The organism is Paenibacillus sp. JQZ6Y-1 (assembly GCF_040719145.1).
Taxonomy (GTDB): Bacteria; Bacillota; Bacilli; order Paenibacillales; family Paenibacillaceae; genus Saccharibacillus; species Saccharibacillus kandeliae.
On the sequence record NZ_JBFDUZ010000001.1, the window covers coordinates 1457531 to 1473204 of the forward strand.

General features: G+C 48.8%; 12 protein-coding genes. 11 read left to right on the forward strand and 1 reads right to left on the reverse strand.

Annotated elements, in window-relative coordinates; translation table 11 throughout:
• Positions 1–3 precede the first annotated feature (3 nt).
• The 9 genes from ABXR35_RS06440 to ABXR35_RS06480 all read left to right on the forward strand — a co-directional run bounded on the left by ABXR35_RS06440 (position 4) and on the right by ABXR35_RS06480 (position 11160).
• Positions 4–393: a DoxX family protein gene (locus ABXR35_RS06440; protein WP_367057066.1), complete on the forward strand. Its 390-nt coding sequence runs from the start codon at positions 4–6 to the stop codon at positions 391–393.
• Positions 394–747: 354 nt separating this feature from the next.
• Positions 748–2817 (forward strand): bifunctional aldolase/short-chain dehydrogenase, encoded by a 2070-nt coding sequence (locus ABXR35_RS06445; protein WP_367057069.1) that lies wholly within the window; start codon positions 748–750, stop codon positions 2815–2817.
• 161 nt (positions 2818–2978) lie between these two features.
• Positions 2979–4199, forward strand: a complete 1221-nt coding sequence (gene rhaI, locus ABXR35_RS06450; RefSeq protein ID WP_367057072.1) for an L-rhamnose isomerase — start codon at positions 2979–2981, stop codon at positions 4197–4199.
• Positions 4196–5671 (forward strand): rhamnulokinase, encoded by a 1476-nt coding sequence (locus ABXR35_RS06455; protein ID WP_367057075.1) that lies wholly within the window; start codon positions 4196–4198, stop codon positions 5669–5671. The genes rhaI and ABXR35_RS06455 overlap by 4 nt, the downstream gene beginning before the upstream one ends.
• 21 nt (positions 5672–5692) lie before the next feature.
• Positions 5693–6451 (forward strand): DeoR/GlpR family DNA-binding transcription regulator, encoded by a 759-nt coding sequence (locus ABXR35_RS06460; protein WP_367061229.1) that lies wholly within the window; start codon positions 5693–5695, stop codon positions 6449–6451.
• Positions 6452–6933: 482 nt separating this feature from the next.
• Positions 6934–7662, forward strand: a complete 729-nt coding sequence (locus ABXR35_RS06465; protein WP_367057078.1) for a (Fe-S)-binding protein — start codon at positions 6934–6936, stop codon at positions 7660–7662.
• Positions 7659–9185 carry a LutB/LldF family L-lactate oxidation iron-sulfur protein gene (locus tag ABXR35_RS06470; RefSeq protein ID WP_367057081.1) on the forward strand — a complete coding sequence of 509 codons (1527 nt, stop codon included), beginning with the start codon at positions 7659–7661 and terminating at the stop codon, positions 9183–9185. Before ABXR35_RS06465 ends, ABXR35_RS06470 begins: the two co-directional genes overlap by 4 nt.
• A 391-nt stretch (positions 9186–9576) precedes the next feature.
• Positions 9577–10269, forward strand: coding sequence for a LutC/YkgG family protein (locus tag ABXR35_RS06475; protein ID WP_367061232.1), 693 nt, complete (start codon positions 9577–9579; stop codon positions 10267–10269).
• A gap of 147 nt (positions 10270–10416) precedes the next feature.
• The gene (locus ABXR35_RS06480; RefSeq protein WP_367057084.1) at positions 10417–11160 is read left to right on the forward strand and encodes an SDR family oxidoreductase; all 744 of its coding nucleotides are present in this window, start codon (positions 10417–10419) and stop codon (positions 11158–11160) included.
• A gap of 323 nt (positions 11161–11483) precedes the next feature.
• Here the strand turns inward: ABXR35_RS06480 and ABXR35_RS06485 are convergent, their stop codons facing one another.
• Positions 11484–12797: an MFS transporter gene (locus ABXR35_RS06485; protein ID WP_367057087.1), complete on the reverse strand. Its 1314-nt coding sequence runs from the start codon at positions 12795–12797 to the stop codon at positions 11484–11486.
• Positions 12798–13105: 308 nt separating this feature from the next.
• Between ABXR35_RS06485 and rpsN the strand changes: the two genes are divergently transcribed.
• Complete coding sequence (gene rpsN / locus ABXR35_RS06490) at positions 13106–13375, forward strand: 30S ribosomal protein S14 (protein ID WP_367057090.1); 270 nt, start codon at positions 13106–13108, stop codon at positions 13373–13375.
• A gap of 536 nt (positions 13376–13911) precedes the next feature.
• A complete protein-coding gene (locus ABXR35_RS06495) occupies positions 13912–15612 on the forward strand; it encodes a carboxylesterase family protein (RefSeq protein ID WP_367057093.1) in 1701 nt (566 codons plus the stop codon).
• The last annotated feature ends 62 nt before the right edge of the window (positions 15613–15674 follow it).

Consider the following 15674-nt stretch of genomic DNA (forward strand, 5'->3'; position numbering starts at 1 on the left):
ACAATGGAAGATATTGGACTGTTTATTATTCGCTTGATGCTGGGAATCGTGTTTTTATTTTATGGATCACAAAAACTGTTTGGTTGGTTTGGCGGTTATGGAATCAAAGGTACTGGCGGCTGGTTTGAATCGATTGGTATCAAACCGGGCAATGCAGCGGCAGCACTTAGCGGGATTGCCGAGCTGTTAAGCGGTATCTTGTTCATTCTTGGTCTGTTCCTGCCGCTAGGCGCAGTGCTGGTAACAGTCATGATGATCGGTGCAATTGCTAAGGTACACGGTGCCAAAGGCTTTGCCAACGGCGGTGGCGGATTTGAGTATAATCTGTTTCTGATCGTTGTTGCTATTGGGCTGGCGCTGATCGGTCCAGGATCGATAGCTTTACACTTTTAAGAATAGAAATGGTAATCGAAACACAATCATTGCATCTTTTGAATGATTGTGTTTCTTTTTGTGATTATACGAATATTAAGGTACATATCTATTTATTTACGTCTGATTAAGCGTTACCAATTTTAAATATATTTTTGTTTATTTCCGATTTTTATATTTTCAAATAAAAACAGAAGTGATATACTGCAAACAAAGGAACCGACTTGGGGCATCATATTCCCAACAAGCGGTGCATCGTAGGCAGTACCATTCAACTGATCTGTAATGCAATCAACTGCGTATCGATGGGCAGTCATTCACAGCTACATACCTACTCATATTGCCACAACGACGCAGATCAACGGAGGATGAAGCATGATACCGAATCAATGGAATGCACAGCAAGCAGATAACATTCAAGAAGGTGTGGACAAGCTCGTATACCGCTCCAATCTGATCGGCTCAGACCGTCGGGTATGTAACTGGGGTGGCGGCAATACGTCTAGTAAAGGAACAGTGCAGGATTTCCGAGGTCGCGATGTAGAAGTAATGTATGTAAAAGGTAGCGGCTCCGATCTAGCATCTATGAAAGCACAGCATTTTACCGGATTACGCATGGACGATATTCGCCCGTTATTTGAACGCGAAGAGATGCCAGATGAAGAGATGGTAGCGTATCTAGGCAATTGCATGATAGATGCGAAGGCACCGCGCCCATCCATTGAGACGTTGCTGCACGCTTTTCTGCCATTTCCGCATGTAGATCATACGCATCCTGATGCGATTATCAGTCTCTGCTGCGCAGATAACGGTAAAGAGCTGGCACATGAGATTTTTGGTGATACCTTTGTCTGGGTGCCGTATATTCGTCCGGGCTTTACATTATCGAAAATGATCGCTCAAGGTGTACTAGATCATCCTCACCCAGAATTGGTGCTGATGGAAAAGCATGGACTGGTAACATGGGGCGAAACGCAGGAAGAATGTTACAATAAAACCATCGAGATCATTAATCGTGCTGCCCAATATATCGAAGACAAGGCAAAGCAAAAGCCGTTGTTTGGCGGCGAGAAATTGCAAGCGTTCTCATCGGAACAGCGCAAGCAGCTCGTATCCAGCCTCATGCCTGCGGTACGCGGTGCAGTTAGCGATAGCAAGAAGATGATTTTGACATTTGATGATGGCGACGATGTACTGGCATTTGTAAATGGCACTCATTCTGCTGTGTTATCACAGGTCGGCGCGGCTTGTCCCGATCATTTGGTACATACCAAGATGAAGCCGCTCTTTATCGACATTATTCCCAATATGGACGATGTAGACGGGCTGAAGCAAGCAGTAATTCAGGGCATTCATCAATATAAGGAAGAATACAAAGCATACTTTGAGCGGAATCATCACGAGGGCGATGTAATGTTCGAGCCAGCACCGCGCGTGATCCTTATTCCCGGTATTGGCATGATCAATACGGGGAAAAGTCATGCGATGTCGCTCGTGAGTGGTGCCTTATATCATCGTGCGATTGCTGTGATGGGTGGTGCGACTGCACTGGGCGAATTTGTCTCACTGAGCGAGTCAGAATCGTACAACGTCGAATACTGGCCGCTGGAATTGTATAAATTATCGCTCGCTCCGGCAGAAGCGGAATTTTCCCGACAGATCGCGCTTATTACTGGTGGTGCAGGCGGTATTGGTAGTGCAACTGCACGTCGTCTGGTAAGTGAGGGCGCACATGTCGTACTGGCGGATCTGAATCTGGAAGGTGCGCAAAAGGTAGCTGACGAGCTGAATGAAGCCTTCGGTCCGAACCGTGCATTGGCGGTCAAGATGGATGTGACGAATGAACAACTGGTGTCACAAGCCTTTGCCGATACGGCGTTAGCATATGGCGGTGTAGATGTACTCGTGAACAACGCTGGTTTAGCAACATCCAGTCCATTTGATGAGACATCACTGAAGGAATGGGAACTCAATATGAATGTATTGGGAACTGGCTATTTCCTTGTAGCGCGCGAAGCATTCAAACTCATGAAGCAGCAGGAATTGGGCGGCAGCATGGTATTCATCGGCTCCAAAAACTCCGTATATGCGGGCAAAAATGTAACGGCGTACAGCTCGGCAAAAGCACTGGAAGCACATCTGGCACGCTGCATCGCTGCCGAGGGCGGTGAGTTGGGTATTCGCGTGAATACGATTTTGCCGGATGCAATTTTACAAGGTTCAGCGATTTGGAATTCCAATTGGCGCAATGAGCGCGCCGCTGCTTATGGGATTGAGCCGGATCAGTTAGAAGAGCATTATCGTAAGCGCACAACGCTGCTGGTGAACATTTACCCAGATGATATTGCCGAGGGTGTCGCTTACTTCGCTTCCTCCAAAGCAGCCAAAACGACGGGCTGTATGCTAACCATCGACGGCGGTGTACCAGCAGCATTTACAAGATAAGCGTATAGATGGTCATGTTTCCTCAGCTTATCTATGTTCAATAAAAAGTTATCAATCTATTACATTTTCATGAGTGAAGTGATTCGGTATTTGGCGCGGCAATGGCTGGATACCGAGCGCTTCTCATCATGTTCCCCTAATCCGATCAAGGAGGCATTATTATGTCCGACAAAGCGTATGCCTTATTCGAAGAACAACAGCAAGCACGCGGCATTGATCTGAATATTGTAAAATCCCGCTTGAAAGCATTGCAGATCGAGACTCCATCGTGGGGCTATGGCGATTCTGGTACCCGTTTCAAAGTATTCCAAAAAGAAGGCGTGCCACGTGATCCATTTGAAAAGCTGGAGGATGCGGCGCAGGTGCACAAAGTAACCGGGCTTTGTTCCTCAGTAGCGATTCATATTCCGTGGGATAAAGTGGATAATTACGGTAAGCTGCGCAGTCATGCTGAAAGTCTGAATTTAAAAATCGGTGCGATCAATCCGAATCTATTTCAGGATGAAGAGTATATGCTAGGCAGTGTGACCAATGCAGATCCAGCGATTCGCCGCAAAGCTACCAATCATCTACTGGAATGCGTCGATATTGCTCGTGAAACCGGATCGCGTGATATTAGTCTCTGGTTTGCGGATGGTACAAACTATCCGGGGCAAGGCAGTATTCGTCAGCGCAAGCATTGGATGCTGGAATCACTGGCGGAAATGTACAAATCGCTGTCACCGGGGATGCGTATGCTGATTGAGTACAAGGCGTTCGAGCCTGCCTTTTACCATACAGATATTGCTGACTGGGGTATGGCATATAATTATGCGCTCAAGCTGGGTGAGCAGGCACATGTACTGGTCGATACTGGACATCATCTGCCGGGTGCGAATGTAGAGCATATCGTCTCGTATTTGATTGATGAAGGACGATTGGGTGGATTCCATTTTAATAGTTATAAATATGCGGATGATGATCTTATCGTTGGTGCAATCAATCCGTATGAGCTGTTCCTGATCTTTTATCAGATTTTGGATGCAGCGGACAGCGGGGAGCAGCGTCTAGTCGAGGCGGTAAACAATATTGCGTATATGATTGACCAATCGCACAATATTGAGCAGAAGATTCCAGCGATGATTCGCTCCGTGCTCAACGTGCAAACGCAATATGCCAAAGCGCTGCTAGTCGATCATCGCGAAGTAGCGGAAGCACAGGCGCGTGGTGATGTGCTCGGTGCGGAAGATGCGGTTCGTCGCGCATTTGAATTTGATGTCACGCCGCTACTGCATGCGGTGCGTGAGGAGCAGGGATTGCCTGCCGAACCGATGCGCGCGTATCTAAATGATCAATACGGTAGCAGTATTCTGGCGCGCGGCAAAGGCGGTGCAAGCTGGTGACGATTCTTGCTTATGATCTGGGGGCAGGCAGCGGCAGAGCGATCGTCGGCAGACTGAACGATAACCGGATCGTGACGCAGGAGATTCATCGGTTCAGCAATGATCCGGTTAAGGTTGGTGACCATCTGTACTGGGATATTTTACGGTTATATCACGAGATCCAGCAGGGGCTGATCATTGCCAAGCAGGAGCAGATGTTGCCAGACAGTATCGGCATTGATTCGTGGGCGGTGGATTTTGGACTGATTGGTAGACAGGGGGAATTGCTTGCCAATCCGTATCATTACCGCGATTGGCATACGCATGGCTCGATGGAGCGGCTACAGGAGGAATTGACAGCTGCACGGATTTTTGAGGCGACGGGCATTCAGTTTCTAAGCTTCAATACCATTTATCAGCTGGAAGCCATGGGGCGTGCGGAATCGCCGCTGCTTAAGGAAGCGCAGCGTTTTCTCATGATTCCCGATCTGTTGCGCTATTTTATGACTGGCGAGATGATCAATGAATTTACCAATGCGACGACGACGCAGCTATACAATGCACGTCAGCAGGAGTGGGATCGCAAGCTATTATCGCATATCGGGCTATCGCCATCTCTGTTCGGCAAGCCGGTGCAGCCCGGAACAGCAGCAGGACATTTGCGCTCATCGCTGCGTGTCGATTTAGGCTTGCCAGACATTCCAGTGACCGCGGTTGCTGAACATGATACGGCATCTGCTGTGGTGGCGGTACCAGCGCTATCGGATTCTTTTGCCTATTTAAGCTGTGGTACATGGTCGCTGATGGGTACGGAAGTGAAGGATCCAGTGATCAACGAGCAAGCGCTAGAACTGAATTTTACCAATGAAGGCGGAGCGTATGGTACATTCCGTTTATTGAAAAATATTATGGGATTGTGGATCTTTGAAGAGTTCAAGCGCGAAAGTGAGCGCGGCGGACACCATGTATCGTATGCCGATTGGATGAAAGACACGGAAGCAGCGCCAGCCTTTGCTTCTTTTATCGATCCAGATGATCAGCTGTTCCTCCATGCTGGGGATATGCGTTCTCGTGTACGGCAATATTGTCGTCAGACCGGGCAACAGTTGCCAGACGGATATGGTGAGGTGGCGCGCTGCATTTTTGAAAGTCTAGTCTTAAAATATCGTTATGTATTGGAGCTGACGGAACAATTGTCAGGCAAACACTTTGACGGGCTGCATATGGTTGGCGGCGGTATTCAAAATCGCTTGCTCTGCCAATGGACAGCGAATGCGATACGCCGTCCAGTCTGGGCAGGTCCAGCAGAAGGAAGCGCGATTGGCAATTTGGCGGTACAATGGATAGCACAGGGGACATTCCGCGATATCCGCGAAGCGAGAGCCGTCATCCGCGATTCCTTTCCAGTGGAGATCTATGAGCCGCAGGAAAAGGAAGCGTGGGAGGATGCTTATGGACGCTTCCGCCGATTGACCGCAGTGCCCGTACAATAACGATGCGGAGTTGAGGACTTGATGTTAGTAGCGGAACGATATGACATGATTATAAAACTGGTCAATGAAAAAGGCAGCATGCGCGTCACGGAGCTGAGTGAGCGTTGTCAGGTGACCGAGGAGACCATCCGGCGCGATCTGGATCGACTAGAGCGTCAGGGTATGCTTAAACGGTCGCATGGTGGCGCGGTTAGCGTAAAGGATGAACAGCCGGAGACCCCCTTTTCTGAACGGGAGATTATACATGCCGAAGAGAAGCGGCGAATTGCTGAGGAAGCGGTCAAGCGGATTCAGCCGAATGATCGGATTCTTCTGGATGCGAGCACAACGGCATGGTATATGGCGGCAAGTCTACCGGATATTCCGCTGACCGTACTGACCAATTCGATCCGCGTAGCGACGCAGCTGAGTAACCGCGAGAAGATTCAAGTCATCTCTACAGGTGGACAGTTGGTACAGCGCTCGTTATCCTTTGTCGGTCCGCTAGCGGAGCGTTCCTTGGATACGTATTATGTGAATACATTATTCCTGTCGTGTCAGGGCGTACATCTGGAGCGTGGAGTCAGCGAATCGAATGAATTGCAGGGACGGGTCAAGCAGAAAATGGTCGGTATGGCAGATCGGGTGATTTTGCTGGCAGATGCAAGTAAGTTCGGCGTGCAGGCATTTGCCCATGTGATGAATCTGGATGAAGTGGATGAACTGATTACCGATCAGCGATTGCCGAGTGAAACGGTGCGACTGCTAGAGGAGCATGATATTCGGGTGACGACCGTCTGAGGATGAACGGTTGAAGTAGAGCCGCCGAAGAAGTTGGGACAAAGGTCAGATACAGGCGATACGGTAAAAGTAAGCTACAAAGCGTCGTACAAAAGCAAAGTGCGAAGGTACGTTGTCGCAGTAGGTGAAAAGCTTGGCTGTGTATCACTTGTGTTCCCTATTGATAAGGCGGCTTGTAATGTACATGTTGATATTGATAGATTTTTGGCAGCCCGGCGTATGAACCGGGCTTTTCTATTCTATTTTCTATTCTAATAAGTGGATAGAGTGGCGATAAGAAGCTCTACGTCTCTCAAAGAAATTTTTAATTGTAAGCGATTGCTTATATCTAACAACGACGTATTTCATACGTTGTGACATTCATTTAGCGAACATTTGGCGAAGGAATGGAACTATGAAATTACCAAATTACCAATCGACTAGTTGCCAAATGATCAGTCACAAAAGAACTCTGCAAACATCCCGCAGAAAGAAGGTGCAGCATGAAAGTTTCCCTGTTTATTACCTGTTTGAGCGATGCGATCTATCCGCAGGTTGGTGAAGCGATGGTCCGCTTGCTGGCTGCCCACGGGGTCAAACTGGATTTTCCGCCGATTCAGACGTGCTGTGGTCAGCCGTCCTATAACAGCGGTTATTGGGAGGAGACACGCACAACGGCAAAGACGATTTTGAAAGCGTTTGAGGATAGCGATTTTGTCGTTTCGCCATCTGGCTCGTGTACGTATATGATCCATCATTATCCCGAACTGTTCAAGGATGATCCGCACTGGCTGGAACTAGCGCACGAATTGGAAAAGAAAACGTATGAATTTACTCAGTTTCTCGTTCAGGTATTGGGAATCACCGACGTTGGCGCACATTTCCCTTACAAAGTGACCTATCATCCGTCGTGTCACGGCAGTCGTTTATTAGGAGTCAAGGAAGAGCCAATGGAGCTACTGCATCATGTCAAAGGCTTGGAGCTGGTTCCGCTACCGTTTGCTGAGGATTGCTGTGGATTTGGTGGTACCTTTGCAGTGAAGATGTCGGATATTTCCGGTGCGATGGTGACGGAGAAGGTGGATCATATCAAGGAAACCGAAGCACAGGTGTTGGTGGGGCTGGATATGGCGTGTCTAATGAATATCGCCGGTAATTTGCGTCATCGCGGGGAGCAAGTGCGCGTTATGCATCTTGCCGAGCTGCTGTATGAAGGGGTGATGGTCACATGAATACGGCACATTCTACACAGGGGACGGTTAAGGAACGGGCAGATATGGCGCTGAATAATGATTTTCTACGTAAAGCCGTACGATTCACAACCGAGCGTTTGCGCAGTGGCAAGCAGGCAGCTGCGATGGAGCATGGGAACTGGGAAGAATGGCGAGAGCGCGGTCGGCAAATTCGGCTGCACACGATCGCGCATCTGGACTATTACCTGAATCTATTTGTCGATAATGCACGCAAAAATGGGGTTCATGTCCATTTTGCACCGGATACCGCAGCAGCAACGGATATCGTCATGACGATTGCCCGCCATAAGCAAGCACAATCTGTCGTAAAGTCAAAGTCGATGGTGTCCGAAGAACTTCATATTAACCGCGCACTCGAACTGGCAGGGATTGAGACGGTAGAAAGTGATCTAGGCGAATATATTATCCAGCTTGCTGGCGAAGGACCGTCGCATATCGTCATCCCCGCCATTCACAAAAATCGCTATCAGATCGCTGAGCTGTTATCCGAGGATGCAGGCGAGACGCTACCGCCGGATACAACGGTACTGGCAGGCTATGTCCGCCGCAAGCTGCGTGAGAAGTTTCTCGGTGCGGACATCGGCATGACTGGCTGTAACTTTGCCATTGCTGAGACGGGTTCGATGGTGTTATTTGAAAATGAGGGCAATGCGCGGATGGTGACAACCGTACCGAAAACGCAAATTACGCTCATGGGCATGGAGCGCATCATTCCGTCATGGGAAGACCTTGAAGTGATGGCGACTTTACTGCCACGCTCGGCAACCGGTCAGCGACTCACGATGTACATGTCTGGCATCACTGGACCAAAACGCACAGCCGATGCTGATGGTCCAGAGGAGATGCACATTGTGATCGTTGATAACGGTCGTTCGCAGCAGCTGGGTGATCCCGAATTTCAGGAGTTGCTCAATTGCATTCGCTGTGGCGCGTGTCTCAACGTCTGTCCGGTCTATCGTCAGATCGGTGGTCATTCCTACGGTGGAACGTATAGCGGTCCAATCGGCGCTGTATTGACACCAGCGCTCAATCGCAATGTCGCAGAATGGGATGATATTGCTAACGCATCCAGTCTATGCGGTGCATGTTACGAAGCATGCCCAGTTAAAATTCCACTACATGATATGCTCGTATATTTGCGTCGTCGCAAGGTAGAACGCGGTCATGGGAATCGCTGGGAATCAATTGGCATGAAGGGATTTGCGACTGTCATGGGCAATTCCAAACGACTCCATCTGGCGCTCAAGATGGGTCAGTTATTCCAGAAGCCAGTCGTAAAGGATAATAGCATCACACTCAAAATTGGTCCGCTCAAAGGCTGGAACACATATCGCGTCATGCCGAAGATGGCGGATCATTCCTTCCGTGACGGCTGGTCAGAGCTGGAAAAGGAAACACAGCAGCAATCCCAGCCGATGGATGACAGCATCAAGGCACGAATGGAACGGATCGTACATGAACGAAGCCAGCGCAAGATGGGAGGAGATACCCATGACGTCTGATTCCAAGCGTTCCACACGTCCACAGGACAACATAGCTTCTGACACCAAGCAGCCTTCTAGTCCTGCGACAAATACAGATCATGAGCAATCCAAAGCATCCTCTGCATCGCCTAACCAGCGCACTGGTCAATGGTCTGGAGATCGTTCGCAATCGACAATGGAGTCCGCAACCGCTCATCATCCGGTTGCCCAATTGCCTGCGGATGATGCTCCGGCGGAGGAGAGATTGTTGAACAATGATCGCGAAGCCAATATTCCTCTTCATGCAGATACATCGCCGACAGATGATAACATTCAGCACAGAGCGGAACAGAACCATACTGCCCATGTAACGTCCCATAATGCTCACCCAGTACCCGATGTCCAGCAACAACCGGATTGGTTAAACGAATTGGAAGCACGTTCTCGTGTAGCGCAAAAGGATTTTATCGATAATATTTCGACCCGACTCAAGCGTCCGCGAATGACACAGCCGCCACAGCATCCGTTTCGCGGTGCGCCGTCATTTTGGGGAGAGTTCGCTTGGAGCGAGGAGGAGCGGATTCAGCGCTTTACCCAGCATTTCCAAGAAGTGGGCGGGCATGTAACGACGGTAGCAAATTTGCAGGAGGCAGGGCAATGGATCGCCGAGCACGCCCGTCATTTAGGCGCGCAATATATTGTTCGTCAGCAATTGCCGGAGCTGGAGCAGCTGCAACTGGAAACCCAGCTACCAGAAACACATATCTCCGTTTGGAACAGTGACCCAGCAGAGCCGTGGAAAGCACGCGCCGCTGAAGCGGATATTGGCGTGGTGCTGGCAGACGGCGCTGCTGCATATACAGGAACCGTTATGGTCACTTCCGCTGCTCAGCAAGGGCGTTCGGTTAGTCTGCTGCCAACCGTCTGTATTGTGCTGCTGCCCAAGGAACGACTGCATACTCGACTGGGTGAGCTGTTGATTCCATTGGATATGCGCGGTCGGGAGCATTTGCCTGCCGGTGTTCATTTTATCTCGGGTCCCAGTCGCTCATCGGATATTGAAAATGATCTGACCATTGGGGTGCATGGACCGGGTATTATTTATACGCTGCTGATTGGGTAAAGCGGTGTTCAGCAGGTAGGAACACTGCCCAATATGGAACCAAGTAAGGTTTGTCTGTAAAAGAGCCGGGTAATGACACCTACAATGCGTCTATCATCATTCTCGCATTCCTATCATCTAGATCAGATCCAACAGGGAGGAATCATCATGAACGTATCCGGCAATACGATATTGATTACAGGCGGCGCAAGCGGAATCGGATTTGCTTTTGCAGAGCGTTTGCTCAAAGAAGACAATACTATCATCGTCTGCGGACGACGCGAGGAACGACTGCGCGAAGTGCAAAAGCAATACCCTGACATTCATACGAAAGTGGTAGATATTGCTGACGAGCAGGATCGTATCCGACTCGTCGATGAAGTGAAAAAAGAATTTCCACAGCTCAATGTATTGTTTAACAATGCAGGTATTCAGCGTAATTATCGAATCAAAGATGGTGTAGAAAGCTGGGCAGATCAGCGTGGCGAGCTGGCGACCAATCTGGATGCGCCGATTCATTTGACTACATTGCTGTTGCCGCATTTGCAGCAGCAGGAGAATGCTGCCATCATCAATGTGACATCAGGGCTGGCATTCTCGCCAAAAGCCTCTGCGCCTGTCTATTGTGCAACCAAAGCGGCGCTGCATTCCTTTACCCTATCCTTGCGTCATCAGCTGAAAAACAGCAAGATCGAGGTGGTCGAGATCGTTCCGCCGGGTGTGAACACCGATCTGGGCGGTGCTGGACTGCATACTTGGGGCGTACCGGTGGATGAATTTGCCGATGGTATTCTGGAGCGCTTGAAGAAAGGTGAGCAGGAGATCGGATACGGCAGCTCCGAACGCAATCGTACGGCTTCGCGTGAAGAATTGGATTCGGTGTTTGAGCAGATGAATAATCGCGGGTTGTAATTCCTATCTAACAAAATTCAACGCCTAGCCCAGCCCAATATAGAGTTGGGGAATAATCATGGTATGGTGAAGATGGATGGTAAATTGTGAAATAAATGATCCGAGAATATACAGTTGTATACACATAGAGCGTCCATTACGGTGTCGTAAGGGACGCTCTGTTTTTGTGAGCATTTTGTATATCATTGAATAGAGCAGCAAAAATAGGATGTGAGACTATTCGACCTCATTCATTTAACAAACCCGATTCACCACACTAGAAACCACTACTTTTGTGAATAATCCACTGCTATCTCGTTATATACGAGTTACACTGCCATAGCCTAGGTGTTCTTTACCATGATTGATGCCATACGTTTTTCTTTGATACGGATCAATCCGGTAATGCCAATGAGCGCCAGCAACAAACCCGCAAGGACAAACGCTGGCGTCACACCTGCGGAGGTCACAAGTAGTCCGCCTAACAATGGACCGATAGCCGAGCTAGCAGAGGTCAGACTGCTCACTGTACCAAATACACGACCTGTCATATGCACGGGGGTATGCTGTTGTAGTAAGACCTGAAACGGAATAAAAGCAAATCCTGCGCCGATACCAACCAGCCAGAACGACAGTAGTAACAATCCCGTCGTCATAGGTCCGGCAGTAACCATCGTCGCAATCGGTCCAACTACGACGAAGATCAAGCCCATCAGTGCAGCCCCAGCACTCATTTTGGACAAATGAGAGAATGTTAGTTTTGAAGACAGCCATGCTGCGGTCAGTGTACCTACTCCACTCGCAGTCATACACCAGCCGAGTAGTGACTGCTGGATACCTGGAATTTGGCGGAAGAGGACAATCGTTTGCGAATCGGCAAGCTGTAATACGAGCAGTACTAGACAGAGCAGCAACGTGCCATAGCCAATGATACGCATATGCAGCATATAACGAACACCTGTCACCAGATCACTCCAAAATGAACGCTGACGGTCTGTTTCTGCTGATTCGGTATGACGGCTTGCTGCATCCATTGCTTGTTGCTGATCCTTGCGTCCTGGCAAAGCTAGCAAAATCAAGCCTGACAGCAGAAATGTCGCTGCATCCACAACAAAGCTCCATTGAATCCCGGCAACTGCAAGCAGCAGTCCACCTAACGCAGGTCCGACAATTTTACAGCCCTGTTCGATAGAGGAACTGATCGTTACGGCTCTAGGCAATTGCGTCGCTGGAACGATCTCACGCAACTTTGCATTTTTGGCAGGGGAGAATAGAACGTCAAATAGACTTTTACCGATTAGAATGAGATAGACTTGCCAAAGCTGAGAAGCCCATAACAAACTGAATACAAGCAGTACACGAATCCAATCAGCGGATATCATTAGCCATTTTCGATTTAGCCGATCAGCAAGCACCCCAGCCAGTGGTCCGCCGATTAGCATCGGCAATACGATACATAAGGCGATCCATGTCATCTGCATCGGAGTCGCCTGCCAGACCATACCCGTGAGTGTCAACAGCGCCAGTAGATGCAACCAGTCTCCTAGATTGGAGATGAGCTGTGCCGACATCAGCACCATGAAATGTCGATTCTGATGTATCGGTGTGAATTGTGGATGATCTGGATTCTCATTGCTATGTAGGGATGGTGTACTCATACGTCATTCTCCTTTACGCGTAAGTTTGGATATGTATACTAGCTATTGCTTTTATTTTAAAAATAATACAAAGTGCTGTCCTCAGCCTACAGCAGGAGAAGAAGCGGACAAAAGCCGTAGATGGTCAAAAGTGGAATACGCCCAATCATAGAGCGTTTGATGATATGCAGCATCCATCTTTCAATCCCATCACCTACATTATCTACAAAAGAATGAATATATGCAGAAGGGGTTGCCAATCCACTAAGATTACTCTATACTCTATTAATAGTAATTATTACGATTAAAAAACCAAGGAGTGTTACAATATGGCTAAAAAGTCGAAAGTGGTCCGTCAGCGTCAGCGTGAAGCGTTGGTGGCTAAATATGCGGAGAAACGCCGCCAATTGAAGGAAGCAGGAGATTATGAAGCGCTGAGTAAGCTGCCGCGCGATTCGTCTGCAACGCGTCTCCATAATCGTTGCCAAGTAAGCGGTCGTCCGCATGGTTATTTGAGCAAATTCAAAGTATCACGGATCGTGTTCCGCGAGCTTGCCTATCAGGGGCAAATTCCCGGTGTGAAAAAGGCGAGCTGGTAATCAGCCCATAACGTTGTTCTTTTATAGGTATCTTGCAGAGAAACTGCTGCAAGGATGAGGGAACGATAACATATGATCTCCTGTCTGCTGCATATAAGCTGCCGGGCAGGAGATGTTTGGTTGTTTGCTTAGATCATCATGCAGCAGTATATCGTCAATCTATCATTGCAAATCTAGATTGATTACTCTACGACATACCGTGATTCCATTCTATACGGAATTCAGCTAATACCCATTTATTGGTCCTTGAAAGCGCTACGAATTATGATATACTTATCTGCACATGAAGGATTGTTACCGGATTGTCCGGGCGAAACCTGATTTGGCTGCTTTACTGTCGTAATAGACAGGAAGCGGGCAAGTCGGGTTTTTTGCTTTTTTAAGGCATTTCCCCACAAATATGCAATCGCTTACATATATATCATCAGGCGTATTGCAGATGGGGAAGATACGGTACGTTCTTCAATCATTTTTCACAACAGAAAGGCAGGGGTATAATGAATACAGGAAACCGAAACAGAGGATATTTATTCGCAATGATGGCACTGTTGTTATGGTTTGGTACGGTTAACATAGGGAGTACCGCCGGAGCAGCAGCTGTCACGACAGGAAGTGAAAAGAGCATGTACACGTATCAGGGAGACATTCAGCAGCCGACGTCACAGGCTGTATTGAACGGTGCGAAATCGACTACTGCCAATACGCTGATGTGGCTGGGTGTTCCGTATGCCCAAGCACCAGTCGGCGAATTGCGTTGGCGCGCACCACAAGCCTTAGAACCAACACCAAAGCAGACGGTGGAAGCAACCAAGCTGCCACAGGTATGTACTCAGCTTGCTAATGGCAAGGTGACAGGGAGCGAGGATTGTCTGTATTTGAATATTTACCGTCCAGCGACCAATGATACCCAGCTGCCAGTACTGGTCTTTTTACATGGCGGTGGCAATGTGACGGGCAGTGGGGGTTCGTTTGACGGACAGGCATTAGCGGAGAAAACGAATGCTGTGATCGTGACGGTCAATTATCGTCTCGGTCTGCTCGGCTGGATTAGTAATCCAGCGCTGCGTACAGGCGATGCTGCCGAAGACTCTGGTAACTTTGCCTTACTGGATCAGATCCAAGCTTTGAAATGGGTGCAGCAGCATATCGAGAGCTTTGGCGGTAATATTCACAATGTCACATTGGGCGGTCAATCGGCTGGTGCGCGTGATGTACTGGCATTGACGATCTCTCCGCTTGCCAAAGGGCTATTTGCCAAAGTAATGCCGCTAAGTGGCGGGATGACGACAACAACTCCAGCTTTAGGCGAAGCCTATGACAATGACAAGCTGGCAGATGTACTGGTCAAAGCAGGTCAATCGGCGACCAAAGCAGACGCACTGAACTATTTGAAACAAACCGATGCGACCGAGCTGCAACAAACGCTGCGTGGACTGGATAGCGGTCTGCTAGTGCAGGCAGTCGGCTCGGTTATGATCCGCATGTCCGAATTCCCACATCTGTTTACCGATGGTACTGTACTGCCTAAGCAGGGATTTGACGTGGTGGATAGCGGCGATTATAATCGCGTACCGATGCTGATTGGCAGTATGCAAAATGAATTTAATGCCTTTGCCGCATTCGATCCAACCTTCATGTCAAGCTTTAGCAAGCATACATGGGAGCCGACAACGGAAAAGCAATTTTGGCAGGCAACTGCTTATGGAAGTCAGCTCTATTCTTCATTTAACGCCGATCAGGTAGCAACCAAGTACAGCAAGGATACCCAAGCGAAAAACATCTATGCCTACCGCTTCGCATGGGGAGCACAGGATGCAGGCTTACAAGCACCTGCCAAATACGTTGCCGCCACGCATGGTGTCGATCTTGATTTCTTAACAGGTGCTTTTGATAAGAGCGCCTTTGCTGCTCTGTTCCCCGGCACGCTATACACCGATGCCAATCAAAAGGGACGTCTGGCGCTGACCGCACAATATCGTGAATATGTAGCCAACTTCCTGCATGGCAATAACATTAGCGCCGGTGGCTTGACTCCGTGGAGCACATGGCAGCAATCGCAAAAGCTGCTGAAGCTGGACGCCACCAAAACAACCGCGCGCACGAGTATGATCAAGGGCAATGCAGATGTTGCCGCGATGAAAAACAAGATTCAGGCATCGCTGAACCCATCGTCAACTTCGGTGGTATGGGATCAAGTGCTGAATGGTCGCTTCTTCTTCCAGCCGCAGTATCAATAATATAGCAGTTCAACAGCATAGACATGCTATAAGCAAATAGCCGCCGCAATAGATATTGCGGC